This window comes from Bdellovibrio bacteriovorus, assembly GCF_001592755.1.
Lineage (GTDB): Bacteria > Bdellovibrionota > Bdellovibrionia > Bdellovibrionales > Bdellovibrionaceae > Bdellovibrio > Bdellovibrio bacteriovorus_E.
The window spans coordinates 211594-236427 of the sequence record NZ_LUKF01000014.1; the positions used below are offsets into that span (position 1 = coordinate 211594).

General features: G+C 46.0%; 29 protein-coding genes. 14 read left to right on the forward strand and 15 right to left on the reverse strand.

Going from position 1 to position 24834, the window contains the following annotated elements:
- Positions 1-13: 13 nt before the first annotated feature.
- Positions 14-949 carry a diguanylate cyclase gene (locus AZI85_RS09055; protein WP_063243772.1) on the forward strand — a complete coding sequence of 312 codons (936 nt, stop codon included), beginning with the start codon at positions 14-16 and terminating at the stop codon, positions 947-949.
- A gap of 161 nt (positions 950-1110) precedes the next feature.
- The gene (locus AZI85_RS09065) at positions 1111-1494 is read left to right on the forward strand and encodes a hypothetical protein (RefSeq protein ID WP_063243774.1); all 384 of its coding nucleotides are present in this window, start codon (positions 1111-1113) and stop codon (positions 1492-1494) included.
- Positions 1495-1570: 76 nt separating this feature from the next.
- On the opposite strand, the gene AZI85_RS09070 is transcribed toward AZI85_RS09065, so the two are convergent.
- Entirely contained in the window at positions 1571-2317 is a 747-nt protein-coding gene (locus AZI85_RS09070) for a hypothetical protein (RefSeq protein WP_063243775.1), read from the reverse strand.
- A 328-nt stretch (positions 2318-2645) separates the two neighbouring features.
- Here AZI85_RS09070 and AZI85_RS09075 point away from each other — a divergent pair, with 328 nt between their 5' ends.
- Genes AZI85_RS09075 through AZI85_RS09085 form a run of 3 tightly spaced genes read left to right on the forward strand, consistent with a single transcriptional unit; the run spans position 2646 to position 4246 of the window.
- Entirely contained in the window at positions 2646-3266 is a 621-nt protein-coding gene (locus tag AZI85_RS09075; protein WP_063243776.1) for an RNA polymerase sigma factor, read from the forward strand.
- 3 nt (positions 3267-3269) lie between these two features.
- Positions 3270-3740 carry a hypothetical protein gene (locus AZI85_RS09080; protein WP_063243777.1) on the forward strand — a complete coding sequence of 157 codons (471 nt, stop codon included), beginning with the start codon at positions 3270-3272 and terminating at the stop codon, positions 3738-3740.
- Positions 3741-3763: 23 nt separating this feature from the next.
- Positions 3764-4246: a hypothetical protein gene (locus AZI85_RS09085; protein ID WP_063243778.1), complete on the forward strand. Its 483-nt coding sequence runs from the start codon at positions 3764-3766 to the stop codon at positions 4244-4246.
- On the opposite strand, the gene AZI85_RS09090 is transcribed toward AZI85_RS09085, so the two are convergent.
- From AZI85_RS09090 to AZI85_RS09115, 6 genes are all read right to left on the reverse strand, one after another.
- On the reverse strand, positions 4247-4534 hold the full coding sequence (locus tag AZI85_RS09090; RefSeq protein ID WP_063243779.1) for a hypothetical protein: 288 nt from the start codon (positions 4532-4534) through the stop codon (positions 4247-4249).
- Positions 4535-4724: 190 nt separating this feature from the next.
- Entirely contained in the window at positions 4725-4904 is a 180-nt protein-coding gene (locus AZI85_RS09095) for a hypothetical protein (protein ID WP_063243780.1), read from the reverse strand.
- Positions 4905-4983: 79 nt separating this feature from the next.
- Complete coding sequence (locus AZI85_RS09100) at positions 4984-5709, reverse strand: hypothetical protein (RefSeq protein ID WP_063243781.1); 726 nt, start codon at positions 5707-5709, stop codon at positions 4984-4986.
- Positions 5710-5784: 75 nt separating this feature from the next.
- Positions 5785-6786, reverse strand: a complete 1002-nt coding sequence (locus AZI85_RS09105) for an aminopeptidase (protein WP_063243782.1) — start codon at positions 6784-6786, stop codon at positions 5785-5787.
- Between the two features lie 47 nt (positions 6787-6833).
- Complete coding sequence (locus AZI85_RS09110; protein ID WP_063243783.1) at positions 6834-7403, reverse strand: outer membrane beta-barrel protein; 570 nt, start codon at positions 7401-7403, stop codon at positions 6834-6836.
- A gap of 132 nt (positions 7404-7535) precedes the next feature.
- Entirely contained in the window at positions 7536-8420 is an 885-nt protein-coding gene (locus AZI85_RS09115; protein ID WP_063243784.1) for a cell envelope integrity protein TolA, read from the reverse strand.
- 90 nt (positions 8421-8510) lie between these two features.
- Between AZI85_RS09115 and AZI85_RS09120 the strand changes: the two genes are divergently transcribed.
- The 6 genes from AZI85_RS09120 (at position 8511) to AZI85_RS09145 (ending at position 12701) form a co-directional block, all read left to right on the forward strand.
- A complete protein-coding gene (locus AZI85_RS09120; protein ID WP_063206446.1) occupies positions 8511-9020 on the forward strand; it encodes a PilZ domain-containing protein in 510 nt (169 codons plus the stop codon).
- Between the two features lie 114 nt (positions 9021-9134).
- Positions 9135-10457 (forward strand): PhoH family protein, encoded by a 1323-nt coding sequence (locus AZI85_RS09125; protein WP_063206447.1) that lies wholly within the window; start codon positions 9135-9137, stop codon positions 10455-10457.
- A 12-nt stretch (positions 10458-10469) separates the two neighbouring features.
- On the forward strand, positions 10470-10886 hold the full coding sequence (locus AZI85_RS09130) for a MaoC family dehydratase (protein WP_063206448.1): 417 nt from the start codon (positions 10470-10472) through the stop codon (positions 10884-10886).
- 15 nt (positions 10887-10901) lie between these two features.
- Positions 10902-11324, forward strand: a complete 423-nt coding sequence (locus AZI85_RS09135; RefSeq protein WP_063243785.1) for a BLUF domain-containing protein — start codon at positions 10902-10904, stop codon at positions 11322-11324.
- Positions 11325-11343: 19 nt separating this feature from the next.
- Positions 11344-11775 (forward strand): DoxX family protein, encoded by a 432-nt coding sequence (locus AZI85_RS09140; RefSeq protein WP_063243786.1) that lies wholly within the window; start codon positions 11344-11346, stop codon positions 11773-11775.
- 260 nt (positions 11776-12035) lie between these two features.
- Entirely contained in the window at positions 12036-12701 is a 666-nt protein-coding gene (locus tag AZI85_RS09145) for a KGG domain-containing protein (RefSeq protein WP_081110967.1), read from the forward strand.
- Between the two features lie 51 nt (positions 12702-12752).
- Here AZI85_RS09145 and lipB read toward each other — a convergent pair whose 3' ends face one another.
- Entirely contained in the window at positions 12753-13400 is a 648-nt protein-coding gene (lipB, locus tag AZI85_RS09150; protein WP_253720922.1) for a lipoyl(octanoyl) transferase LipB, read from the reverse strand.
- Positions 13401-13579: 179 nt separating this feature from the next.
- Here lipB and AZI85_RS09155 point away from each other — a divergent pair, with 179 nt between their 5' ends.
- Positions 13580-15196, forward strand: a complete 1617-nt coding sequence (locus tag AZI85_RS09155; protein ID WP_063243788.1) for a hypothetical protein — start codon at positions 13580-13582, stop codon at positions 15194-15196.
- Positions 15197-15244: 48 nt separating this feature from the next.
- Here the strand turns inward: AZI85_RS09155 and AZI85_RS09160 are convergent, their stop codons facing one another.
- From AZI85_RS09160 to AZI85_RS09180, 5 genes are all read right to left on the reverse strand, one after another.
- Positions 15245-16663, reverse strand: coding sequence for a lytic transglycosylase domain-containing protein (locus AZI85_RS09160; protein WP_063243789.1), 1419 nt, complete (start codon positions 16661-16663; stop codon positions 15245-15247).
- Between the two features lie 259 nt (positions 16664-16922).
- On the reverse strand, positions 16923-17834 hold the full coding sequence (locus tag AZI85_RS09165) for a DUF72 domain-containing protein (RefSeq protein ID WP_063243790.1): 912 nt from the start codon (positions 17832-17834) through the stop codon (positions 16923-16925).
- Positions 17835-17950: 116 nt separating this feature from the next.
- Entirely contained in the window at positions 17951-18373 is a 423-nt protein-coding gene (locus AZI85_RS09170; RefSeq protein WP_063243791.1) for a DUF3011 domain-containing protein, read from the reverse strand.
- Positions 18374-18559: 186 nt separating this feature from the next.
- Complete coding sequence (gene lpdA, locus AZI85_RS09175) at positions 18560-19984, reverse strand: dihydrolipoyl dehydrogenase (protein ID WP_063243792.1); 1425 nt, start codon at positions 19982-19984, stop codon at positions 18560-18562.
- Positions 19985-20008: 24 nt separating this feature from the next.
- Positions 20009-21652, reverse strand: coding sequence for a 2-oxo acid dehydrogenase subunit E2 (locus AZI85_RS09180; RefSeq protein WP_063243793.1), 1644 nt, complete (start codon positions 21650-21652; stop codon positions 20009-20011).
- Between the two features lie 210 nt (positions 21653-21862).
- On the opposite strand from AZI85_RS09180, the gene sfsA reads away from it, so the two are divergent.
- Positions 21863-22591, forward strand: coding sequence for a DNA/RNA nuclease SfsA (sfsA, locus tag AZI85_RS09185; protein WP_063243794.1), 729 nt, complete (start codon positions 21863-21865; stop codon positions 22589-22591).
- A 34-nt stretch (positions 22592-22625) separates the two neighbouring features.
- Here the strand turns inward: sfsA and AZI85_RS09190 are convergent, their stop codons facing one another.
- Together AZI85_RS09190 and AZI85_RS09195 are read right to left on the reverse strand one after the other, a co-directional pair.
- Positions 22626-23042, reverse strand: a complete 417-nt coding sequence (locus AZI85_RS09190; RefSeq protein WP_063243795.1) for a CBS domain-containing protein — start codon at positions 23040-23042, stop codon at positions 22626-22628.
- Positions 23043-23125: 83 nt separating this feature from the next.
- Positions 23126-23596 carry a DUF421 domain-containing protein gene (locus tag AZI85_RS09195; protein WP_063243796.1) on the reverse strand — a complete coding sequence of 157 codons (471 nt, stop codon included), beginning with the start codon at positions 23594-23596 and terminating at the stop codon, positions 23126-23128.
- Positions 23597-23745: 149 nt separating this feature from the next.
- Here AZI85_RS09195 and AZI85_RS09200 point away from each other — a divergent pair, with 149 nt between their 5' ends.
- Entirely contained in the window at positions 23746-24792 is a 1047-nt protein-coding gene (locus tag AZI85_RS09200) for an NAD(P)-dependent alcohol dehydrogenase (protein WP_063243797.1), read from the forward strand.
- Positions 24793-24834: the final 42 nt, after the last annotated feature.

The following is a 24834-nucleotide window of genomic DNA, read 5'->3' on the forward strand; positions in this document are numbered from 1 at the left end:
TATACTTTCCTCTATGGCTCACAACGATGATTCTTCCAATGACAACTTAGAAAAAACCAGTATTGTCGCCAGTGACACTTTCCGCGGTCGTCTGAAAGAGGCCGACGAAGTTCCACCGGCGATTGTTGTTTTAATTGGTCCTCCGGGATACGTGGGAAAACAATATCCTATCACCGCGAACGACATCGTGATCGGTCGCTCGGTGGAAAGCCAAGTTTACATCGACGATAAAAGTTTAAGTCGTTCGCACGCAAAATTTGCGGTGAATGGCAGTGAAGTGTCGGTGATTGATCTAGGTTCTACAAATAAAACCATCGTGAATGGCCAAGTCATTCCGCCGCTGGCTTCTTGTCTTCTAAAAAATAATGACCAGATTAAAACTGGGAATGTCATCTTCAAGTTCCTTGAAAAAGGAAGTATCGAAGCGATGACCAATGCGGCGATGTACGAGCGCGCGCAAAAAGACGCGTTGACGGGAGCGCACTCCAAAGGGGCTCTTCTTGAAAAGGGACCCGAGGCGATGAAACGCGCCGAAGTCCTCAACGAGCCGCTGAGCTTAGTGACTTTTGATATCGACCACTTTAAGAAAATCAATGACAACTACGGACACCCTGGTGGCGACCATGTGCTTAAAGAGTTATGCCGGATTGTCATCACTAAATTGATTCGCTCGAACGATTTCTTTGCACGCTACGGTGGAGAAGAGTTCGTCCTGCTTCTTTCAGGATCTCCTTCGAAAACAGCCGGCGAAGTGGGTGAGCGTATTCGCCAAACTATCGAAGCTCATGAATTCGTTTTTGAGAATAAAAAGATTCCTGTAACAATTTCTGTCGGCGTAGCCACGAAATTACCACAAGAAACTGAGTGGACTCAGATATACGACCGCGCAGACAAGGCGCTTTATCAGTCGAAGCAAGGTGGCCGTAACAAGGTTACGATTGCTCCATAGGTTTCCACGAGAAAGCCTCCAATAGGAGGCTTTTTTTATTTCGGGGGCCAGCGAGTACAAAAAATGGCTTTCTTTTGAAAGAAGCTCCCGTCCACTGAATTCTCTTACGGTTCCGGCTAAGATTTGTTAATACTCTCTTCCGAAACATTCGGAGGAATGCCATGAAACTTAGCGCTGCTCTTATCACTCTTTTGACTGCGTTTTCAGCTCAAGCCCAAACACCTGTAGTTCACGCCGTTTGCACTGGTAAAATTGATGACATCCAAGTGGTGTTTGAAATTCGTGACACTTACGCGGTTACTTTGAAACAAGGTCTTTTGACTATCGGTGAGGATACTATCAGCCTTCACTGCCGCGACAGCAAGAAATCAAAACTAGCTGATAAAACTTCTGTGTATCAATGTGCAGAGTCTCGCAAAGGTGACGGTAAACTTCTTGTTGAAGTTGAGCGCGGAGTCACAGGTCATTTGATCGCGAACATCCAACGCGAACAAATCTACCCAATGCCACCAGCGTCTTTGGGTTCGTTACTTTGTCTTGAATAATTATTTTGAATCAGAAATGAGTTTTGATTCCTATGTGTGTAGGGCCTCTGAAAAGAGGCCCTTTTTTTTACCCGAACTATTTTTCTTCAATCAGGCTAAGGACAGTCCAACGTAAAGGGATGCCGAACGCGAACTCTTTAAAGTCTTCGCGACCGGCAGGACGAACGAAGTTTTCCGAACCCGCCTGAAGCCAAGTATAGCGTGTCGGGCTTTCGGGATCGATCACGCCGATCAGACCTTTTTCTTTATCTGCAAAGACCTTTAAGACAAAATGATTTCCTCGCACCGGAGGACGGTCATTAAGCATATCATCAGGAAAGGGTATGTCACGGCGAGGAGGAAAGCGTCCCCCACGTCCTGGTGGGTTTTGCGGCCGAATCTCTGTATAGTTCAACATCAAGATTTGAATCTTGTCTGACCATACTTCTTCAATATTGAAATTCGTGCGGCCTTTGATAACGAAGTCACGCTTGATATTCAACTTAGTATCAAGAATTTTTAAAAAGCGGACTAGGTCTGTTTCCAGCAAGCCGCGATTGATCTCTATATAATGAGGGCGCAGTGCCTCGCCGGTTTCTTTAATAAGGTCTACCAACTCCTCTTTAGAAAAAGTTTGTGCCTGAAGCTGCAACCAGTTCGCGGCACTGGTAGGACCACATAAAGAGCTCGATTGGTTAGCGGGAATCACACCACGATCATAAAAAAGTTCATCTTTTTGATCGAGCATAAGGTGGCGAAGTGCACCCTCTTCAGGAAGAGCCTGCGCCAGTGACACCGATCCCCAAAAGAGCACCGCCGTTAGTAAAAGTCCGATATTTTTCATGAGCGCTGTTTTAGCAGAGTTCCGGTGATTCCCACAGGGGGCGCGGACCCATTCAGAAATCTTTCCAGTGTCGTCGTGTTCCTAGACCAAGGCCCGGATCCATAAGTTTTGCTAATACGTGTTATAACGGAATGCGTAATTCCTAAATTATTTCATATATTTAGAGCCATTTTGACCACCTTTCTTCGGCATCAACGTTGCATTAACGAAACAGTGTAGGCAGCGCGGGTTTGGGGGCGAATTTACCGCGAGCTGAGGGGGGCCAGACGGCTTCACTGGGAAAAAAATTCAGAACGTTAACCGAATTTAGACAGAAGCGAGTCAAAGTATGGAGAGAGATCTTTTAGTATCGGATCTTGAACTGGTTGAAAAAGTAAAGTCTGGCGACAGACGTTCTTTTTCCGAACTCGTGAAACGACATCAGAGAAGTGTGCTGCGACTGAGTTTGAGGTTTGTGAAGGACATGGACACCGCGGAGGATGTGACGCAAGAAGCGTTCATCAAAGCTTACGAGAAGCTGAACTCATTTGAGGGCAGAGCTTCTTTCAAAAGCTGGTTGTTTCAAATCGCTGTGAATACAGCAAGAAACAAAATCCGTGAGTGGAAAAGGGAAACCGTCGATATAGATGATGTGCAGCTGGCAGTGGATGCTGAAGCTGAAACAACTCTGGTTCACACGGCGGTGGCTGACATCCTTCAGCAAGAGGTGGAGAAGTTACCCTTCAAACAAAAAACAGCGTTGGTTCTTCGCGTTTACGAAGACCTTAGCTTTAACGAGATTGCCGATATTATGGAGTGTCCTTACGACACTGCGAAGGCGAATTACCGCCACGCTCTCCTTAAACTTCGTCAAACTTTTGAGCAAAAAGCAGAGCTCAAAAATTGGACGGAAGAAGTAGGTGGTTTCTTTATGGAAGTGAATCAAAGATTTGCGGAAGCAGAAGGATAATCAATGGATCGTATGGATCGATTAGACAAAGTTCGAAAAGGACTTAAGAAAGCCGATGATCTTGAACTCCCGATGAATGAAGATTTCTTCAATCGTCTGCACGACAAGATCATGGCCGAGGTCGAGGAGACTGCAATTGCTCCCGCGCCGATGTTGATGACGCCACGAAATCTTTTGCGCTCTCACTGGAGAGGATGGCTTTATCCTGCAGGCGGTGTAACATCTCTTTTTATTTTGGCGTCACTCTTGCTCACTCAGGTGTCAAAAGTAAACCAATCCATGCAACGCGTAGGATTGTTGAGCGATGGTCATGAAAGAATTGTAGCAGAAGCCTTGTTGTCCCCAGAGGATTTATCCCAGACTTTAATCAGCACTCAGAGCGAATCTGATTTTTATATGGACGTAGCTCGCGAATCATTCGAAAATTTATCAGGATCTAAATTCAATAAAATCATGGGTGAAAGCGGACGCTAATCACCCATTGTCGGGTGATAAAAGTGCGTTTGATTTTTCTGTTCACTATTTCAATTCTGTTTTCCACGTCGTTGGTTTCCGCTGCGCACGCGGCGGAAAAACGCAATCAGCTGGAAGAGTTGCTTATTTGGAAAATGAGTGACGAATTAAAGCTGACTCCGGTGGAAGAAAAAAAGTTCACGGACATTGTTAAAAGCCTGAATCGGAAAAAAGCAGACCTCAATCACGAGTTGCAAGTCTCTGTTGAAAAAATGCAGAAGGCAGCGAACGCGAAATCCAAAGAGGACGAACTTACAAAGTACCGCAAAACGTTGCAAAGCTATGGACGAGTGGGTGAAGAGGAGTTCGATAAACTAAAACCCCTTCTGGGGTCAGAGCGAATGGCTCAATATCTGGTGATCAAGCAGGATTTAACGAATCGAATTAAATCCATGCTCGCCAATCCTGAAAGCAATGGCAAAGGAAGCAAAGCACTCCCTTCGCCAAAACTCATCGAAGAAAAATAATTAGTTACAGTCAGAGTAGTTTTTGCCTGAACGGATACAAGCTTCGAACTCAGAACGATCTGGGCCGGCAGCTTTTGCGCACAATTGGATAGCGTCAGCGTAGTTGATGCCGTTGTTCTGTCTGATGATTTCAGAAACGTTGCAAGTCGCTTCGCCCAAACGGCAAAGTTGAGAAGCAAGTTCACGGTCACCGTGAGTCTTCTTCATCATTTCAGATACACAGTTTGAAGCCGCATTTGCAGCAGAAAAAGAAAGTACAACAGTTACCATAGCAATAAGTTGTTTCATGGTTTCTCCTTTAGATGCCGCCTGCGTATCAAGGAGAAAAATTGATGTCTATGTGGAAAATCGTAATATTCGGGCTCGTGGAACACTTTGAGGATAGGACAGAAGTTTATTAGGTCTGGGAAATGTTTCGCTTTTTATGGCGGAACACTTCCCAGGACATTATCTCAGAAAATTTCGTGGAACAGCTAAACTAAGGAGCTTGTTCTTCGGAATCGTCTTCAACATTACCTTGGAATTGTTGTTCGCTTTGTTGGCTACCAGGCTGCTGTTGTTGTTGGCCTTGGTTGCGTGACTCTTTTTCCAGGTTTTGTTCTTTAGAAGGGATTTTCGAAGACTGCTGATTCTGTTGGTTCATGTTTTGATTAGCCATATATCACCTCCTACGGTTGATCTGCCCTTATTGTACTCAATACAATCGTGAGAAGGTGATAGTGTGTGATTAATCAGTATTAATTCTGCAATCCTGTGCGAATTAAAACTAGATCAGCTGACTTTTTAGCGAGGTCCATCATTTGTTCCTTGTACAAAGTCGCGACTTTCTCAGGACCAAGCTTCAGGGCCTCCGCACAAGTTTTGCCCGTTTTAAATGCCAGATCTTCTGGCGTGATATTCACCGTGGCTTCCAACTCTTTTGTTTTCACATTCCAGAGTTGCGCACGCAACAGCGTGTAGCCTTGCAAGTCTCCTTTCACGTTCGTGGTAGATTGGCAGAAGAAGCCAAAACCCGCGCGATAATTTGTGTAAGACTCATGAGTTGCCGGGTGAATGACGAAGAGGTATTTTGCCCCTTGTTTTTCGGCTTCGGTGCCTAGATATTCTTGAAGAGCTTGATAGCGATTGCCAAGGTAAATGTCCTTTAACTGGGCTCCGGTTTCTTTCCCTGTTTTAATCACTACGGGATCTACATTCAGCTCGAAGACTTTTTTATTTTTATCCTTCAAGCTGTTCTGAATTTCAGCGGCCACACTTTGATTTAAAGACCAGGTGCTGATGTTGGCGGACATTTCTTTATTGGTCTTTTTATTTGTGCCTACATACTTTACCGGAAGCGTGTCATCAAAAAGAGCGACAACACCCACGTCGTTTAATTTTTGCAAACGTGTTTCTGGTTTTGAGGTGGTGGTGCAGGCGAAAAGAAGTGCGGATGCGCAAGTAAGAACAACATACTTCATCATTTGAATCCTCCGGGAACTTTGAAAGAGGATACGAATTTTTAAAGACGAAGTCATCGTCAGGAAAAAACAACTAGGCTATTTTGCGGCGCTCAGATTTTGGATCAAATCTTTCAAACCTTGGTTTGGATCTTTTGATTTTTCCAAGGATTTGCAGGTTTCAATGAAACGAGAATAATTGGATCCGACAAGTTCATAAAGTTTTTCGAACTCACTCAAGTCCTGCATATATGTCTTATAAACAAGAAGGCGGGCGTTGTTCAACTTCAGTTCGGGGAACTTTGCATAGTTGTCTGTCAACATCTGCGGCTGGATCTCTTTAACGAACTTGTCCTGAATTTCGTGAATCCGCCGAAGACGTTGTGCCTCGTCACGTTTATTGGAGGGAAGATTTTTATACCAGTTTTCTAAATCCTTAAGCTCCGCAGAGATGAACTTCGAGAATGTTTTGCTGTCAGAACTTTCTTTTTGAATTTCTTTTAACGTCGGAGAATTTGGGCCTTCGCGTTTTAAATAAAACTGTTCGGCGCCTTTATTGCCTAAGAATGTTGCCAAACGTTCGTTAAAGTCCGCGGAATTTTTGATGTACAAGGTCGCATGCACGGTTTCGTGAATGATCGTGTTCACCAAAGTATAATCGTCATAGCGAAGCATGGAACTTAAAATAGGGTCGTTAAACCAACCTAATGTGCTGTAAGCAGAAACACCCCGCATGTATGTATCGAGATCTTCTTTCTGCATTTCTTTTTCAAGTTCTTGAGCGTCGGCCTCATTGAAGAAGCCCTTGTAAGGCATCTTTCCCATGAATGGATACGACCATTGATAATGCTTTAATTCCCAACGTGGGGCCGCACTCACGACATACGTGACATAAGGTCGACCTAGTTCCACGTAAGACGTGTAGTTTTTTGTCGCGGTCAAGTGCAGCTCTTGCTCGGCAAATACGCGGGCCTCTTGAGCTAAGCGCAATTTCTGCTTTTTACTGTCTTCTAGTTTAGGATCTTTTAAAGCTTCCTCTAAAGGGACGCGACTGCTCAGCAATTGCATTTGTCCCATGCCAGATTTCATCAGATAGCCCATCTGGCATCCCGTCAGACCTATCAGAAGAGTGGCTAGAGTCAGAGATTTTAGAGCACCCAAGTGATGCCCGCACGAACTGAAGAGTCATCCGTTTGCATGCCGCCACCAATGGGCGTCTTCCAAACGTCATAGCTCAACTTGATCCCGAAGGTCTCTGTCATTTGAATTTTTAAACCGGCGCCGTAACTGGGAACGGTCGCATTTTCAGGTTCGATCGTATAGGAGTCCTGTCCTTCGATTTTAACTTCTTGGAAACGGCTGATCTGCGCGCCGCCACCCTTGATGTAGGGTTGAAACAAAGATTTTTTATCCGCGAAAACCAGAATCAGGTCCGCACCCATGATTTGGGATTTTTGCGTTGTTGTACGTTGAGGATCCGAAGAATTCGCTTTTTCTTCACGCAAGCCGCGCGCGTCTGTGTAGCTCAGTTCCAGCGCGAGACGTTCCAGAAAGTAGATTGAGATCGAGCCCGTGATAGATTCAGAGTCGAAGGAGTTGTTTTCATCAAAAGTCGTCGTTTTTCGTCCGTAAGAAAGACCCAATTCCGTATAAAGAGCATGGGCCGGGGAAGACATGAACAAAACGGTCAGAACAAAGACAGAAAATACTTTTTTCATATCTTTTCATTCTAGCAAGGACTGTGGCGAGTGACAGAAATTTAAGACCGCAGCTAGACAAAAGTGGAAATGGAAACCAGAAATGGTGTTGATGAGTCATCCTAAAGTCCAAGTGGCGATCTCTAGCAGCTCTTAATTTCTATTCACCAGAACAGGAGGCGCGTAGTTCACGGTGAACGAAAATTTAATATGGATATAACCATCTTCCTGCACCATTTCAGGAGGAGGATTAGGGAAAACCTTGGCATCACGAAACGCGTTCACTGCTGCGGCATCAAATGCCGGAATGCCGGAACTTTTCATGATCAAAGACTGACGAAGGTATCCGTTTTTATCCAAAAGAAATTCGATGTGGGTGACCCAGTTGCGATTTCCCGCATTCACCAAAGTCAGTCGATCAAATCTATCAATAGCTTGTTGCACTCGGCTTTCCCAGCGATAGCGAACCAGCTCTTCCATGCGTGCATAGAACGTATAGAACAAATAGCGATCCGTATTGAGTGCGGTGAAGGAACCCACTTTCATTTCGTTCGGCATAGTTTCGCCGATCGTGGACATGCCCTCGTTGAAGCGATTCATCTCTTGCAAATCTTTACTGATGTCGACCTCTTTAAAGCCATCCTTGTCCATACTTGGATGAGATTCGGTATTGCGCGATCTTTGGGGCGGGGTCGGCGTCGGTTTTTTCGGTTCCGAAACCGCAGCTTGATTGCTGCGATTTGTAGTCATCCCTGATTGAGCAGCGCGAGTTTCTTCTTTCACACGTTGTTTTTGTTCAGAAAGGAATTTCGCCAAAGTGTCGTCTTCAGGAAGCTTCATTTTTTCAGGAACTATCGCTTGTCGAACGATTTGCTGCTCTTTGGGTTTCAGGGCCTGCATGATCTGCGCTTCCGGTGTCAGTTCCACTTCAATAGTTTCCGGTTCAGGAAGCTGAAATTTCGGCGCGATCCAAATTACTGTCCCCATTAAGAGGAAGTGAACTAAAACGCTAATAAAGACGGCGCGAATAACAGGCATGTCTCAATATAAGACGAAACTGGACCTTGGTGCAAGACGGCTAAAGTTGAAACATATTTTACCGATAAGAAATGAGTCACAGGGGGAAAAATGGGTAAGGTTCTCGATATTACGCCGCGCCTAAGAGGTCAAAATTCTTTAGAAAATACAAAATTCGAAGCGCGTGCTGAGGTCCTTGATATTACTGAGGCTCGTCAAGAAATTCTGAGCCGCGATCGTCGTGATGTAAAACGTACGATTCTGACTGAGTTCGTGGGGGCGTTTGTAGTCCTTCCTGAAAAAGGTCTTTTGAAAGCAGCTTTGTACGATATCTCTGAAAACGGGATGGCGTTTGATTTGGAACTCACTGAAGGCGGCTTCTCTCAAGGAGACGAAGTGGCTATGCGTGTGTACTTGAATCATTCGACTTATTTCCCATTCACGATTCGTGTCACAAACAGTCGTGCTATCGAAGATGAAGGTGTTGTTCGTCACGGTGCTAATTTCGTGAAAGGCACGATGAATGATGTCGCACTTCATCATTTTGTAAAGTTCATCGAAAACGTCAGCGCTAGTCTGAAAACTGATTCCGGGGACGTTCTCGTTTCCCACATCTCTTAATTTAATCACGCGGCCCTTTTCCGTAGACTTTAGTCCTGCAATTTGTTGCAATTTAGACAGTAGAAGTTCTGCTGTCTGAATTGCAGAATTTCTCAGGACTATAACTACGGAGGGATGTCCTTGAGTAAAGCTAAACGCAGAAAAATTGTTGTCGACACGAATGTCATTCTTTTCGATGCTCAGGCTATCCTGCGATTCGGCGAGGCCGACGTACATATTCCCATCTCTGTTATCGAAGAGGTGGATAAGTTTAAAAGAGACCAAGGCGAAAACGGACGTAACGCCCGTCAATTCAGCCGTTTTATCGACGTGCTTCGTGCGAAGGGTTCCTTAGCGAGTGGCGTGCAGATCGATAATTCTGAAACCATGGTCTACATCAATACGGATTTGATGTTGGCGGGGATGCCTTCAGAATTGGATCACCAAAAAGCGGACAACCGTATCTTGAATACGGCGCTAGCTTTGCAAAAACAACATCCACGCTACAAAGTGGAATTGATCTCTAAAGACATCAATCTTCGTATCAAAGCGGACGTTTACGGTGTTGTTGCGAAAGACTACGAAACAAACGACATCAATCGCGACGACCTTTACGAAGGTTATCAAGAGATCATGGTGACTCCAGATCAGATCGATGCTTTCTACAAAGAAAAACGTTTCGTCACAGATGTGAAACTTTACGCCAACCAATACGTGATCATGAAGGATTCTGCGAATCCAAATCATTCCGCTATTGGTCGCTATAGCAATAATGAAAAAGCGATCGTGCCTCTTGTTCAGGCAGCGGATTCTATTTGGGGCATTCATGCTCGCAACGTCGAACAAGCTTTCGCATTGGACTGCTTGTTGAACGATGAAATCATGTTTATCTCGCTGGTGGGTAAAGCCGGTACGGGTAAAACTTTGATGGCGATTGCTGCGGGTCTTCATAAGACTTTGGATCAAGGTCAATTTCAGAGATTACTCGTATCTCGTCCGATCTTCCCTATGGGACGTGACATCGGTTATTTGCCAGGTGACATTGAGCAAAAATTAAATCCCTGGATGCAGCCAATTTTTGATAACGTTGAATTCTTGATGGGTGCGGACAAAAAAGCAGCCGGTCGCGCGCAAGAGCTTATTAATCAGGGTATGCTGAATATTGAGCCTTTGACTTACATTCGCGGTCGCAGCATTCCGAAGCAATACCTCATTGTTGACGAAGCACAAAACTTGACTCCGCATGAAATCAAGACGATCGTTACGCGTGCCGGCCGAGGGACGAAAGTAGTTCTTACGGGCGACGTTTACCAGATCGATAACCCTTACGTGGATTCAGCGAACAGCGGTCTTACGTATGCCGTCGAGAGATTCAAAGGCCAACCTATCGCGGCCCATGTCACTCTGACGAAAGGTGAAAGATCTGAGCTCGCAGAACTGGCAGCGAATATTTTGTAGGAGTTTTTTAAGATGACTGATACGGCGACTTCGATTGATGTAGGATACACAGCTTCCATTACTGTTCAGGTGACTGACAAAATGGTGCAGCAATTTGCGGATCTTTCCGGAGATCGCAATCCTATTCACTTGGATGATGATTATGCTTCTAAAAGCAGATTCGGTCGCCGTATTGCTCACGGTATGATCGTAGGGGCTCTGATTTCCAGAGCTCTTGTTGATGGCATCGGTGGCGGCGGTATTTACCTAGGCCAGTCTTTGAAATTCGTAAATCCTGTATTCATCGATGATACGATTGTGATCACGATCAAAATCACGGGCATTCGCAAAGAAAAAGGTATCGCCACTGTTGAAACAAACGCGGCGAAACTGAATGGCGATGTCGTGGTGAAGGGTGAAGCCGTCATCATGATGAGCCGCCCTGCCTAACAGACAAAGGAACTAATGGGACCTGTATTCCAACTGGTTTATTTAAGTCAGGCTGCCGAGGATATCAGCTATTCTGATATTCAGGATATTCTCGAAGTCTCACGCATTAATAACGAGACGGAAGAGGTCACCGGAGTTCTTATTTTTCGCGATGGCTATTTCTTGCAGCTTCTAGAAGGCCGCGAACAAGACGTCAAAAAAGTTCTAAGTAAAATTCTGATGGACGATCGCAATCATTCGATCCGCGTGCTTATTGAGACGACGGCGGTGGATCGTCTTTTTGAAAAATGGTCGATGGCTTTTTATGACGGCGATATTTCGCACAATGAAACCGAAGACCTGGTTGAACTTTTCAACACGTGTCTAACTGGCAGCCGTCGCACCGTTATTATTCCTATGCTTAAAAAGTTCCAGGCCTCGGCGCCGGAACCTCAATAAACATCAAAGGACCACAACAATGAAAAACTTCATGATGCGACTTCTTGCAGCTAAAAACTACAATACAAATTTAGACGACGTGGCTTTGGCCATTTTGCGCGTCTTCATCGGATTGACGATGGCATTTTCCCACGGCTTAGGAAAGCTTCCTCCGAATGAAATGTTGATCGGTGGCGTTTCCGGAATGGGCTTCCCGGCACCAGAACTTTTTGCATGGCTTGCCGCTTTGGCTGAATTCGCCGGCGGACTTTTACTTGCAGCAGGTCTTCTAACCCGTCCGGCAGCTTTAACCGTCATTATCACCATGCTAGTAGCCGTCTTTGGTGTCCACGCGGCAGATTCTTTCCAGCAAAAAGAAATGGCTTTGCTCTACCTTTTCACAGCATTATTCTTCCTACTTCACGGTGCCGGTCGCTGGTCTCTAGACCACTTCATCACCAAGAAAAATTAAAGGTGCCTGCTTCTTTTTTGCAATCCACCGCGCCAATCAAATTTTTTTAAACGAATTTTTGATTTCAAAAAAGCTGTATTTTTCTTCACAAGACGGATGTCCCAACGGGCTCCGTCTTTTTGTTTTTTGATGTTGTTTCAGAGCATTTTCCGCACTGATTTTCTGATTCTTAGACCTCTGCCTTTTCACTTTACGACATCTGCTTCAAGGTTGTGGGACCGAGAACAACTCTCGGTCTGAGAATAATCAAGGAGGGTGTTATGGCATCTAGGTCATCAAGCAGTCGGGGATCCTCTAAACGAGGATTTGCGGCGATGGATCCAGAAGAACAAAGAAGGATTTCTTCCATGGGAGGAAGAGCAAGTCATGGCGGCGGTCGTGGTCGTCGAGAAGAAGAAAGCTACGAAGGATCGGACCGTAGCAGTCGTGGCGGAGGCGGCAGCGAGCGTGGCTTCGCGGCGATGGACCGAGAAGAGCAAAGAAGGATTTCTTCAATGGGTGGACGCGCAAGTCACGGTGGTGGCCGTGGTCGAAACGAAGACTATGACGACGATCGCGGAAGTCGCGGTGAAGGCCGCAGCAATCGCGGCTTCGCAGCCATGGATCGTGAAGAACAAAGAAGAATTTCCTCCATGGGAGGTCGTGCGAGTCACGGAGGCGGTCGCAGTCGCAGCGAAGACTATGACGATGATCGTGGAAGTCGCAGTGAAGGCCGTAGCAATCGCGGTTTCGCATCGATGGATTCTGAGGAACAAAGACGCATTTCTTCGATGGGCGGACGCGCGAGTCAAGGAGGCCGAGGACGTGATTGGGATGACGACTATGATGAAGATCGTTATTCAACTCAGTCAGACTGGGATGAAGATGACGATATGGATTCCGACGAAGACTACGGAAGAGACCACCGTTCCTCGAATTACTATTAATTATATAGCCATGTTTTTCGGGAAGGTTCGACCGGGGACCTTCCCTTTATTCTATAAAATATCCAGAAGTTTTAATTTCAGTTTCTCTTTAAAATCGTCCAAATTTACGGGACGTTTCAAAAGCTCTTCAAGACTGATCATCGTTTCAGGTGGGAAACCACAAGGATTCAAACCTTGAAACGCTTGAGAATCGTACGTCATGTTAATGGCGGCGCCGTGAAAGCTGACCCATTGACGAATGCCCACGCCGACCGAAGCCACTTTTTTATTGCCGATCCATACGCCGGTATCGTCTGTGAGCGAACGACCTTCTACGTTTTCAAGACCATAGGATTTTAGAACTTCGACAATGCCTTCTTCAAAAACGCGTAGAAAAGGAACGATGTCGCGTTCTTTGCGACCTTTGCGCATCTGATTTAAATTAATAATCGGGTAGACAACAAGCTGGCTGGGGCCGTGATAGGTCGCGCGTCCGCCGCGAGTGACCTCAACTTGAGGGCCTTGCCAAGCAAAGACATCTCCAGGCTTCGTAGAGCGACCTAATGTCACGACGGGGGGATGCGTGCAGAATACAAGAACACCCGGAAGATTTTCTTTTGAAATCTTCTCTACCAAAGCCAACTGTTTTTTCAGGGCGTCTTCATAGTTGATCAGACCCCAATCTTGAAACTGCAAAACCGACATACCTTTTTTTGCCATTGAACGGAAACATTGTCATGCACTTCGATGAAAAGGGCTGGTTTCTTTGAAGTGAAAAAAAATTGGACAGCAATGTTTTTGGGTGTGTAAACGCTTTAGTCACAAAAATTTCAAAATGAGATTCGTTTGAAATGCCCCCATCTTTGCTTTCACAATGGAATTCAGAGAGGGAGTATCTCATGAAGAATCTAGGATTGATCGTCGTTCTGCTAGGAGCTATCGCACTGACAGGATGTCTTGAAAACGGCGGAGGCACGGAAGCTCCTTCAAATAATAACAACGGCGATTTCTCTGTGATCACGGAGCCTCCTCCGGAGGATCCTGGCAGCACGGGTGGTGGTGGTACCGGTGGCGGGGACAACGGTGGAACTGTCCCGCAATCCACTGAACCTAACGGGTTTGATATCAATAAAGGCGAAGTTCTTACGGGATCTAATAATCTGCTTCTTGATTTCTATCCTCCATTTACCAGCGCTTACACGAAAATTTCTGAAGATGAAACTTGCTCTGCAGGAACTTTTGCAAGCTTTGTCGGAAGCCGTTACTTCCTGAGTTCTAAAACAAATCAAAGTGTTCCATTGAGCGTTCAATTCCGTGACCATGACGGCCGAACAAGTGTTTGTTATGTTCGCAGAATTTATATCGATCAGGCGGGCCCAGAAATCGTTTTCGCCAAATACCCTTCAGCTCCGGTTGAAGAAGGTACGGATGTTGAAGTGGTGTTCTCGGTGACGGACCCAGGTGCGGGTGTCCAAAGTGTGACCTGCATGGTGGGGGCCGTATCCAAGCCTTGTGCGGCAGGGACGAACAAAATAGTATTCCCCAAACTTGCTGGCGGCGAATACACCTTGAAGGTGTCAGCGACGGACAAGTTCAATCAGTATTCAGAAAAGTCCGTCACATTCACGGTCACGTCTTTGTACAAACAAATGGTTCAAAACGTGAAGGTCAACGAGTATCAAAAAGTCGATATCTTATTCGTGATCGACAACTCGGGATCCATGGAATACGAGCAAAAAAGCATGGCTTCACGTGTGCGCAACTTTTTGGATGTCGTTAAAGGACTGGATTGGCAGATCGCGGTGACGACGACGGATCCATCAAATTCAACATTGGGTGATGGACGTTTAGTTCCCATCTATGGCCAAACAAATAACTACATTTTGAATTCATCAATGAGCGACACGGTAGCCAGAAATGCCTTAGGTATGACATTGCAAAGACCTGAAACAGGCAGTGGCGATGAACAAGGGATTTATGCGGCTTATCGCGCGATCGAAAGATCTTTAGCGTCGACGGCAACTAATAAAAACTTTATTCGCTCGGACTCGCAGTTGGCGGTGGTCTTGATCTCTGACGAAGATGAGTCCGCTAACGGAGCTAAAAACGACCCGGCAAACTTTGTGAAGTATGTGCAAACAGCCTTCAACGGACAAAAAAGTGTGAGCTTTCACTCGATCATCGCTCGCCCTGACGATAAAGCGTGCCTAAGCGGCGAAGGTTATTCCGCAGGTTACCGATACGAACAGATTTCAAAACTGACAGGGGGTGTGATTGGTGATGTGTGCGCAACAGACTATGCAGCGCAAGTCCAAGGGATCGCTGAAGGTGTGCGCCAGACACTTAAATCCATCACCCTGTCATGTTCTCCTGTTATTGACAGCATGAGATCCTTGCTTGTTCTGAAAGATGGACAGGTTTATAACGGGGCTCGTACGATTAATGGTGTGAATGTCGTTTTTAGCGATATGTTGCCGAAAGGCGATTACGAAGTTTATTACTCTTGCTTGAAATAGACCGAAATATTTCAGCACGTCGCGGGAAAAGGGCCTACCAAGGCCCTTTTAGTTTTTGCTGATAGCCGAAGTGGATTCAAAGTCGTCGTTCTGCGTGATTTTAGTATCTTCCACAGCGCGAGTGTCTTTAGTCAGAAGACTCTTTAAAACCAGGCGCGCCGGTGTGTCCACCATCAAGCTAAAGCCTGATGGAATAGCGACGTTTCTGTCCAACGCTTTTTTAAGATCCGGATTGTACATAACGAAATCTTCTTTAGCTAAACCGCTGCGACGAAGAAGTTCTTTCGCTGAAATAGCGCGCGCCAATTTCACTGTGTGTAAATCTAAAGTCTTTTCGTATTGAAGATCTTTATAGATTTGCTCGTGATACTTTTCCGCATAAAGAGCCGCTAAGAACTCACAATAAAAATTTGAAGAAGCAAAATCAAAAGTCTTCGATTGATAGTTGGCGATAATAACACCCAGGTCGTCACTTTCCGCTGCTTTCGCCGCACGACGAATACCTGAAGGGCCGTGATTCCACGCCGTAATAGCCATAGGCCAAGAGCGTTTTAGAATCATGTGATTTTCTTTAAGCAAGCGAGCCGCCGCATCGGTAGCTTTGAACGGAGAATTTCTTTCATCGATATGATCATTCACCGTCATAAAGCTCTTACCGGTGTAATCCATAAATTGCCAGATGCCCGAAGCGCCGACTTTACTAACCGCATGACGATTGAAGCTGCTTTCCACGAAAGGAATACGCGTGAGTTCTACCGGAAGTTTGTGATTGCGGAAGATTTCTTCCATACCACTTAAGTACAAAGGACTGACTTCGATACCTTCAGCAAAGAAGTTCTTTTGGCCTGTTTGCGAGCGAATATTTTTAAGTGCATCCTGAGCATTTTCCTGCAAAGAACCTTCGACGTTTTCAAAAGCTTTAGCGATGGCGACTTGATACGGGTTTTCGTCATCAACGTCTTGACCTTCAGCCAAGGACTTCATCGCTTGTTTAATCTTCTTAATTTCCTCGTCAACAAAATCATCCGCTTTCATATTGCGCATCCAGCGGGCCTTTGGAGTCTCGGCATTAATGATGTGAGAAATATCAATCACTTTAAAAACAATCCACGGATACATCGCGTGGTGGACGACCTTTTTGTTCGAGTCATAGCGAGTGTAAATATCAAACCAAAACCCGACGCGATCACGTAGGTTTGCAGGGATTGAGAACTCATCAGAGATGCGGTTCTGATAGTCATTCAGAATTTCTTCGCGGTGATAGACCACTTCCGGATCATGTGAAAAGACGACGCCGTCCAAGATCATTTTCTGGATCTTTTTGATTTGCGCGACAACGACCGGGAAACTAGCAGAGTTAAAAAGAGCAATCACCAAAGTCATCATGACGAGCGAACCCAACACATTGCGGGTGCTTCTTTTTGAGACGGCATTGATAATTTTCTTCATGTTTTCAAGGGTCTTCATGCCTTTGATAAGAGCAAGAGTGATGCTAGGGAGACAGCCTTTGTAAGCCCGTTAATTACAGCTCAGGAAGCTTCACTGTCTAAGAGTTCATCACTGACAACAATTTCGGCGCAACTCGTATAAGAGTTCGTCTTTTATTGAAACTTTATGGAAGAAAAAAAGCCCGTCTTTCGGGCCCTTAATATATTTTTGAATTTTTCGCTCGACAGCTCTTCTTGGCGTGCTCGGTGGCTGTACGAGGCTCAAATTTTAGGTGCGATTATAAATTTAGCTCTGGCGGCCGCCTGGCAGAATCTTCTTTAGAAGCCTTCTTACCCAGCATTCGCATCAAGGACTGAGCATCAAACGGAGCGCGCACTTTGATGTCGTTGTCGAAATAAACGAAAGCGTCCCGCTTTCTTTCGGTCGCAGGCTTGTCGCTGATTGAAAGCGCATTTGTAGGCTCTTTTCCTTCGGTCCACAGTTTCAACCGATCGGCCCACCACCGCAGTGTCGCATCGTCATACCCACTGGCATAGAGTTCTTCAGGACCGTGCAGCCGCAAGTACACAAAGTCACTTGTTAGATCTTCCATGTAAGGCCATGTCCCCGCCGTATCGGCAAACACCAACGCAATATTGTACTTTCTTAAAAGATCAATAAAGGCGGGATTTTCAAACGAGTGATGGCGGACCTCAATGGCATGACGAAGTTTCTTTTTAATACTTTTAAAAGGCCGAGGATATCGCTTCCCATAACGCGGTGATGATTCCGAAAGCTTCACCGCCTCAGAAAATGTCGTTGGTAAAAGTTTAAAGAAATTTTCCAGACGTTCTTCATCGAATAGAAAGTTGGGTGGGAATTGCCACAAAAAAGCGCCTAACTTTTCTTGAAGGTACAACACACCCGTTGCAAAAAAGTTCGCTAAGGGCTCTTCGATGTCTTTTAAGCGTCGAATGTGAGTGATGTAACGCGGGCCCTTCACCGAAAAGACGAAGTCTTTCGGTGTTGTGACGAACCACTTCTGGTAGGACTCAGGGCTTTGCGAAGAATAAAACGAACCGTTGATTTCGATAGAAGACACCTGCCGACTTGCATAGTGCAGCTCTTGCTTCTGCGGAAGATCTTCAGGATAGAATATTTTGCGCCAGGGTGGATAGAGCCAGCCTGAAATGCCGATTCGTATTTCCATTCTTTTACGTTAGCAAATGCGGAAGAGACTTGTCGTTGTCATGCAACAGAAGCGACAAGATACAGAAAGAAAAAAGCCCGCACGCGGCGGGCTTAAAACACTTTGTGAAACAGAAATTAGTAATAGCGAATGATTTCGAAAGTCGCATTACAACCGCGATCAACCCAAACGCGGTCACCATAAGCACCCGCAGTGCGACCCCAGATGCAAGCATCATAAGAGTGTTGAGAGTACAAACGGATTTGAGAAACACCGTAAGAGTTGAAGTAGCACTCTTGGTAACGATAACCGTAAGAAGAACATGTCACGTATTCATAACGGTAAGATGGTGGCGGATTTGGATACGGAGGGTAGCCTGGATTGTGCGGAGGGCGTGGACCTGGGCGCACAGGATCTGGATAAGGAGCAGGGCGACCCGGAGGACGAGGACCCGGTCTGATATAAGAAGTTTCTGCCTGATATTCAGAATCCATAACATCAGCATGAGCTGCTGGTGCCGAAGAGCACATCAATAGAAGCGCTGCGAAAAGGTGTTTCATGTATTCCCCCAATGGAAAGGTGTCATAGTGACGCCAAAAAATATTTTTTTACTATAAATATGCACAAACGATGCCGCGAAATTCGGTGCCAAAAAGTACAATTGCTCAGCGAGATCACGTCAGTCACGAAGTCTGTTTATGATTTTGCGCAAAAAAAAGCCCCGTTTTTCGACGGGGCTTTTTGGTTTATTTCGGAAGTGGTTTTTGAATGATGTGAATCGCGTGGCCAAGTGTGGCTTCAGCGGTTTCCATCATTGCTTCACCAAGCGTAGGATGTGGATGGATCGACAATGCGATGTCTTCCATGCGTGCCCCCATCTCGATGGCTAGAACAGCTTCAGAGATCAAATTGGAAGCCTCTGGTCCCACAATGTGAACGCCCAACAAAACATGCGTTTTCTTATCAGCGATCATTTTAACGAAACCGTCCGTTTCCATCATGCTCACGGCGCGACCATTCGCTCCGAATGGAACTTTACCAATCAATAGATCGGTGAAGCCCTTCGCTTTGGCTTCAGCTTCGGTCATGCCTGCAGATGCAATTTCTGGATCCGTAAATACAACCGCCGGAACTGTTTTCGCATCGTAAACACGATTTTGACCGGAAATAACTTCAGCCACCAACACACCTTCGTGAGAAGCTTTGTGCGCTAGCATGGGTTGTCCCGCGACGTCACCGATAGCAAAGATGTTTTGAACATTGGTTCTGCGTTGAGCATCCACTTTAATAAAGCCACGCTCGTCAACCGCGATACCCGCCGCTTTTAAGTTGGCTTGATCGCCATTAGGGCGACGACCTACAGTCACAAGAATCTTATCGCACTTAACAACTTCTTCTTTGCCGTTGATCTCAACAGTCACTTCGTAACCGTCTTTGACTTTTTTCTGACCTTTCGCTTTTGCCCCGTACATGACGTTGACGCCGGCTTTTTTAAGCTTACGTTCAACTACTTGTGCGCAGTCTGGATCAACAACACCTGCAAGCAATGCAGATTGAGCTTCGATCACAGTCACTTCTGTGCCCAATTTACGAAGGTAAGAAGAAATCTCTAGACCGATATAACCACCGCCGATAACAGCGACACGCTTAGGAATAGTATCAAAAGCCAACGCGCCTGTTGATGAACAGATGTCTTTTTCATCAAATTTGAAACCAGGGATTTCAATCGGACGAGAACCAGTTGCGACGATAAAGTATTTTGCTTGAATCGTATCTTCGCCAGCCGAAGACTTCACTGTGATCTCTTTCGAGTTTTTGAAGTTCGCTTCGCCAGGAATGTGCGTAACGCCGTAACCTTTAAGAAGTTGCTTCACGCCACCAGACATTTTATCGCAAACAGATTGTTTCCAAGTCACAAGTTGTTTCATATCAACAGTGATATCACCCTTGATCATTAAACCCATGTCTTTGAAGTTGTGTTGCGCTTTATGCAAAAGGTGAGTGGCTGTGATCATGGCTTTAGATGGGATACATCCCACGTTCAAGCACACGCCGCCTAAAAATTCTCTTTCGATAACAGCTGTTTTAAATCCAAGTTGTGCCGCACGGATCGCAGCGACGTAACCGCCAGGACCCGCACCAATTACTACGACGTCAAAAGTTTGTGCCATTTCTATCTCCAAGCTAGCCAGGGGCTAGACAAGCTCCACCAAAAGTTTACCAGGGTTTTCAATACGCGCGATGAAGGCAGCCAAGAAGCGAGCGGCCACAGCACCATCAATCAAACGGTGATCCGCTGTCATTGTGTAGTTCATCACTTTGATAGCTTTCAACTGACCGTCTTTGATCACTGGTTTTTCATCAATTTTGTACATACCAAGGATCGCCACTTCGGGGTGGTTGATCACTGGAGTCGCGTATGTGCCACCGATAGAGCCGATGTTTGTTACAGTGATAGTTGCACCTTTCATTTCGTCTGGTTTCAACTTACCGTCGCGAGCACGTTTAGAAAGATCCAAGATTTCTTTAGAGATTTCCAAGATCGTTTTTTGGTCTGCATTCTTGATCACTGGAACAACAAGTCCGTTTGGAGTGTCGGCCGCGAAACCAAGGTTGAAGTATTTTTTGTAAACGATTTCACCCGCCGCATCGTCGATAGATGCATTGAACATTGGGAATTCGCGGATTGTCGCGATCAATGCTTTCATCACGATTGGCAGATAAGTGATTTTTGTGCCGTGCTTTTCAGCGTGTTCTTTCAAAGACTCACGCATTGCAACCATCGCATCCACTTTCGCTTCATCCATGATCGTGAAGTGAGGGATCACGTGCTTAGAACGTTGCATGTTTTCAGCAATCTTCTTACGGATACCGATCAATGGAACGCGCTCTTCCGCCGCACCTGCTGGGCCTTGATAAGCTGGTTTCGGGATCGACATACCTGGAACCGAAGCCGGAGCTTTCGCCGCGGCTGGAGCGCCACCTTTTGCTGACAAGACATCTTCACGAGTCACACGACCCGCTAGACCTGTACCACCCAATGAATTGATATCAACACCCATTTCACGAGCCAAACGACGTGTCGCTGGAGTCGCAAGAACTTTCGAATCTGCAACGGGAGGGAAGATCCCTGTAGCCGTAGTTGCTGCTGAAGAAGCTTGCGCCGGAGCAGAGTGAGCCGCTGCAAAGTTCGCATGAGCCGAAGCCGGAACTTCACGTTGCGCACCCGCTGGAGGTTGAGCTGCCGGAGCTGAAGGAGCCGCACCTGCGCCACCTTCTAGAGTAATCATAGTAGATCCGACTTTTACAACTTCACCAGTTTTGAATTTCAAATCTTTCACAACGCCCGCAACGGGAGTTGGAACTTCCACCGTCGCTTTGTCCGTCAAAACTTCTGCAATAGCTTGATCCGCTTTTACAGAGTCACCTGGTTTTACCAACCATTTTACAAGTTCACCTTCAGTAACACCTTCTCCCAATTCAGGAAGTTTGATGTCTTGAACTTTACCGCCACCGGCTGCCGGTTTTGCTGCTTGAGGAGCGGGAGCAGAAGCAGTGGGAGCTGCAGGCTTAGAAGCGGGAGCCGAAGCCGCCGCACTCGCGCCACCTTCAAGAGTGATCATTGTCGATCCCACTTTCACAACATCGCCGGCTTTGAATTTCAAATCTTTGACAGTGCCGGCAACAGGAGATGGAACCTCAACAGTTGCTTTGTCCGTCAATACTTCAGCGATAGGTTGATCCGCTTTAACAGAGTCACCTGGTTTTACCAACCATTTTACCAATTCACCTTCTGTAACACCTTCGCCAAGTTCAGGCAGTTTTACTTCAGTAGCCATGTTGAGAAAGTCCTTTCCAAAGTTCTTCTAAAGTCGTCAAATTTAACAAACACTCCCTTCTAGTCTTCCCCTAGAGTAATTGCACCGAATTACACCCCGCGACATAGGGGTTAAAAGCCCGTACTTTCGGATAATTCGGGGCTTCATGAAAAGCTATCGACAAAACCAGCCGGAACTGACTAATTTGGCGGCCTGTCGAAGGGGAGTTCCATGAAATTTTCTCAAAAGTTGCACGAGGGTGTTTTTCTTAAGCGCTACAAAAGATTTTTTGCCGATGTTCAGTTTCAAGGGCAGGAAGTCGTGGCTCACGTCCCCAATACCGGAAGCCTTAAAAGCGTAAACAATCCCGGGCAGCTGTGTCTGATTTCAGAGACCGACAATCCCGAGAGAAAACTCAAATTCACTTTGCAAGCGATTCAATCTCCGCAAGGCGCTTGGGTGGGTGTAAATACGGCGACTCCGAACACGATCATGAAAGAGACGTTGATGGATGTCGTTGGCAAACCAGGAGTGATGGGAACTTTCGCGCATTGGTCGCAATTTGATGAAGTAAAACCAGAATACAAAATCAGTGCTGAGACTCGCCTGGATTTCGTTCTTAAAAAGAAGAACAGCGACAAAATGCATTTTATCGAAGTGAAAAACGTCACTTTAGCAGAAGAAACGACCGCAAAATTCCCCGATGCCGTTTCTGAACGCGCTCAAAAGCATTTACGCGAACTTATGCAGCTTGTAGAGCAAGGTCACAGCGCTGAAATCGTTTTCACTGTGCAACGTCATGACTGCGACGTTTTTGCTCCTGCTGACGACATTGATCCTGACTATGGTCAACTGCTGCGCGAAGCTCATGGCAAAGGTGTGAAAGTAACGCCTTTGGTGGTGAAGCTCAGCCCCGAAGCGGTGGAGCTTTCTGAACAAGAACTGCCATTCAGATTCTAAAAAATCAGGCCGCCAACAAAGCGGCCTTTTTATTTCAATGATGAGAAACGTTGGAAAGAATTTCGTGACTTAGGCGAGCATCCTTGGCGCGATTCGCAACGTCACCTAAGCTGACCATGCCCACCAAGCGCTTGTCTTTATTCACCACGGGCAGACGGCGATGTTGGTGACGACTCATTTTTTCGTTCACTTCTTCAATACTGTCTTCTTCAAAGCAGTAATTAATACCTTCGCTCATCACTTCTTCCACCTTCGTGCGGCGTGGGTCCTTTCCTTGAGCTACCACACGGATGGTGATGTCTCGATCGGTAATCATGCCGATCATTTTATCGTCTTTTTCCACGGGCACGGATCCGCAATCTTCTTGGAGCATGATTTGTGCTGCTTCAAAAACGCTGTGTTCGAAGTTAATCACTTTGGCTTTGGGGGTCATCACGTCACGAACTTTCATGGGAAGATCTCCTTTTTGCCACCAAGGATAGAGTCTTTCCTGCGACGAGGAATGGAAAATTTTAATGTTTTATAACGGGGGACTTATTTGTCTTCTTTTTTTATTATGCTGATCGCACCATTGTTTTCTAAGACGGCCAATTTCACTTGGTCCAAACGCGTGCAGCCTTCTTGTCGCAAAGATTCGTCAATTTCATGCTTCGTCATTTTTTCTTTTTTCACGAGCTTGTCATTGATTTTACCATTGTAGATTAAAACTTGGGGAATGCCGTCAATGATATCGGCGGCTTTTTTGCTTTTGAACGAAACGATTCCGGTCAGGTGATCGATAGCAAAGAGTGTGGCCGCAGTGATGAGTCCGCCTTGCAACGACTCGTCACCACCACTCATGGAATTCTGAACGCCATCGGCGACGATAAGAAGGAGTACAAAATCAAAGGGAGAAGACTCTGAAATCTGTCTTTTTCCCGTCAGACGAAGAGCGACAAGTAAAAACAGATAAACTATTAAAGCACGGACAATCATTTCGCCCGCAGAAACAGCCATCTCAAACATACTTCGGCCTCCCATTGATTTATTGTACGTCATTGCATGTGAAATAAAGGATATGTGTTTTGCCAGCGTGTCAGAGGAAAAAGAGGTTTGCCTCGAAGAACTCCAGGCATACAATTGTGCCTTATATTGTTACTAATCAGGAGATGATCATGTCTACAACGCAAGCCTTTGCCGCTCACAATCCCAATGAAGCTTTAAAACCATTTTCGTTCGAACGCCGCGAGCCTCGCGCCAATGATGTCGCTATTGATATTCAATTTTGCGGCGTTTGCCATTCAGACTTGCACCAAGTTCGTGATGAGTGGGGAAAAGGAATTTTCCCTATGGTTCCTGGTCACGAAATCGTCGGTGTTGTCAGCGCTGTTGGATCTTCCGTTAAAAAATTTAAGGTAGGCGACCGAGTGGGCGTAGGCTGTATGGTCGACTCTTGCTTAAGCTGCCCCTCATGTTCGGAAGGTCTTGAACAATTCTGCGAGCAAGGAATGGTCGGAACTTATAATTCGATGGAAAAAGACGGAAAGACCGTCACGCAAGGCGGATATTCAACGAAGATTGTCGTGCGTGAAGAGTTTGTGTTGCGCATTCCAGATAATATTCCGATGGACAAAGCCGCGCCGTTGCTGTGCGCAGGCATTACGACTTATTCTCCGCTGCGCCACTGGAATGTCAAAGCTGGAACTAAAGTTGCGGTGATGGGGCTTGGTGGTTTGGGACATATGGCAGTGAAACTTGCCGCAGCGATGGGTGCGGAAGTGACGGTCGTCAGCTCTTCGATGAAGAAAAAAGAAGACGCCGTACGCTTGGGCGCAAAAAACTATGTTGTCGGCTCGGATCCCGAGACGGCAAAAAAGTACAACCGTTACTTTGACGTGATCATCAACACGGTTTCAGCCGGTTTGGATTTAAATCAATATCTGCAATTGGTAAAACGTGATGGCTCCATGGTACTTTTGGGTGTTCCTGAAAAACCAGAACCTGTGCATCCGTTCCCTTTGATCATGGCTCGTCGTAGCCTTGCGGGTTCATTGATCGGGGGAATTGCGGAAACTCAAGAGATGCTGGATTTCTGCGGGTCTAAAAACATCACTCCGGATATCGAGGTGATCCCCATTCAAAAAATCAATGAAGCCTACGAAAGAATGTTGAAAGGCGATGTCCGCTATCGCTTCGTGATTGATATTTCCTCTCTGAAATAAGTCCTGTAAAAACGTCTAGAGTTCCGACAGTTTTCCTCTAAA

What these genes read in the sequence shown, in the direction of transcription:
- AZI85_RS09135 (WP_063243785.1), top strand. Translation starts at nt 10,902, where the DNA reads ATGGGACCTGTATTCCAACTGGTTTATTTAAGTCAGGCTGCCGAGGAT.
- AZI85_RS09170 (WP_063243791.1), bottom strand. Translation starts at nt 18,373, where the DNA reads ATGAAACACCTTTTCGCAGCGCTTCTATTGATGTGCTCTTCGGCACCA.
- sfsA (WP_063243794.1), top strand. Translation starts at nt 21,863, where the DNA reads ATGAAATTTTCTCAAAAGTTGCACGAGGGTGTTTTTCTTAAGCGCTAC.
- AZI85_RS09075 (WP_063243776.1), top strand. Translation starts at nt 2,646, where the DNA reads ATGGAGAGAGATCTTTTAGTATCGGATCTTGAACTGGTTGAAAAAGTA.
- AZI85_RS09120 (WP_063206446.1), top strand. Translation starts at nt 8,511, where the DNA reads ATGGGTAAGGTTCTCGATATTACGCCGCGCCTAAGAGGTCAAAATTCT.
- AZI85_RS09195 (WP_063243796.1), bottom strand. Translation starts at nt 23,596, where the DNA reads ATGTTTGAGATGGCTGTTTCTGCGGGCGAAATGATTGTCCGTGCTTTA.
- AZI85_RS09125 (WP_063206447.1), top strand. Translation starts at nt 9,135, where the DNA reads ATGTCCTTGAGTAAAGCTAAACGCAGAAAAATTGTTGTCGACACGAAT.
- AZI85_RS09130 (WP_063206448.1), top strand. Translation starts at nt 10,470, where the DNA reads ATGACTGATACGGCGACTTCGATTGATGTAGGATACACAGCTTCCATT.
- AZI85_RS09155 (WP_063243788.1), top strand. Translation starts at nt 13,580, where the DNA reads ATGAAGAATCTAGGATTGATCGTCGTTCTGCTAGGAGCTATCGCACTG.
- AZI85_RS09165 (WP_063243790.1), bottom strand. Translation starts at nt 17,834, where the DNA reads ATGGAAATACGAATCGGCATTTCAGGCTGGCTCTATCCACCCTGGCGC.
- AZI85_RS09055 (WP_063243772.1), top strand. Translation starts at nt 14, where the DNA reads ATGGCTCACAACGATGATTCTTCCAATGACAACTTAGAAAAAACCAGT.
- AZI85_RS09105 (WP_063243782.1), bottom strand. Translation starts at nt 6,786, where the DNA reads ATGGGCTATCTGATGAAATCTGGCATGGGACAAATGCAATTGCTGAGC.
- AZI85_RS09160 (WP_063243789.1), bottom strand. Translation starts at nt 16,663, where the DNA reads ATGAAGACCCTTGAAAACATGAAGAAAATTATCAATGCCGTCTCAAAA.
- lpdA (WP_063243792.1), bottom strand. Translation starts at nt 19,984, where the DNA reads ATGGCACAAACTTTTGACGTCGTAGTAATTGGTGCGGGTCCTGGCGGT.
- AZI85_RS09080 (WP_063243777.1), top strand. Translation starts at nt 3,270, where the DNA reads ATGGATCGTATGGATCGATTAGACAAAGTTCGAAAAGGACTTAAGAAA.
- AZI85_RS09115 (WP_063243784.1), bottom strand. Translation starts at nt 8,420, where the DNA reads ATGCCTGTTATTCGCGCCGTCTTTATTAGCGTTTTAGTTCACTTCCTC.
- AZI85_RS09095 (WP_063243780.1), bottom strand. Translation starts at nt 4,904, where the DNA reads ATGGCTAATCAAAACATGAACCAACAGAATCAGCAGTCTTCGAAAATC.
- AZI85_RS09145 (WP_081110967.1), top strand. Translation starts at nt 12,036, where the DNA reads ATGGCATCTAGGTCATCAAGCAGTCGGGGATCCTCTAAACGAGGATTT.
- AZI85_RS09140 (WP_063243786.1), top strand. Translation starts at nt 11,344, where the DNA reads ATGAAAAACTTCATGATGCGACTTCTTGCAGCTAAAAACTACAATACA.
- AZI85_RS09070 (WP_063243775.1), bottom strand. Translation starts at nt 2,317, where the DNA reads ATGAAAAATATCGGACTTTTACTAACGGCGGTGCTCTTTTGGGGATCG.
- AZI85_RS09065 (WP_063243774.1), top strand. Translation starts at nt 1,111, where the DNA reads ATGAAACTTAGCGCTGCTCTTATCACTCTTTTGACTGCGTTTTCAGCT.
- AZI85_RS09180 (WP_063243793.1), bottom strand. Translation starts at nt 21,652, where the DNA reads ATGGCTACTGAAGTAAAACTGCCTGAACTTGGCGAAGGTGTTACAGAA.
- AZI85_RS09100 (WP_063243781.1), bottom strand. Translation starts at nt 5,709, where the DNA reads ATGATGAAGTATGTTGTTCTTACTTGCGCATCCGCACTTCTTTTCGCC.
- AZI85_RS09190 (WP_063243795.1), bottom strand. Translation starts at nt 23,042, where the DNA reads ATGAAAGTTCGTGACGTGATGACCCCCAAAGCCAAAGTGATTAACTTC.
- AZI85_RS09200 (WP_063243797.1), top strand. Translation starts at nt 23,746, where the DNA reads ATGTCTACAACGCAAGCCTTTGCCGCTCACAATCCCAATGAAGCTTTA.
- AZI85_RS09110 (WP_063243783.1), bottom strand. Translation starts at nt 7,403, where the DNA reads ATGAAAAAAGTATTTTCTGTCTTTGTTCTGACCGTTTTGTTCATGTCT.
- lipB (WP_253720922.1), bottom strand. Translation starts at nt 13,400, where the DNA reads ATGGCAAAAAAAGGTATGTCGGTTTTGCAGTTTCAAGATTGGGGTCTG.
- AZI85_RS09090 (WP_063243779.1), bottom strand. Translation starts at nt 4,534, where the DNA reads ATGAAACAACTTATTGCTATGGTAACTGTTGTACTTTCTTTTTCTGCT.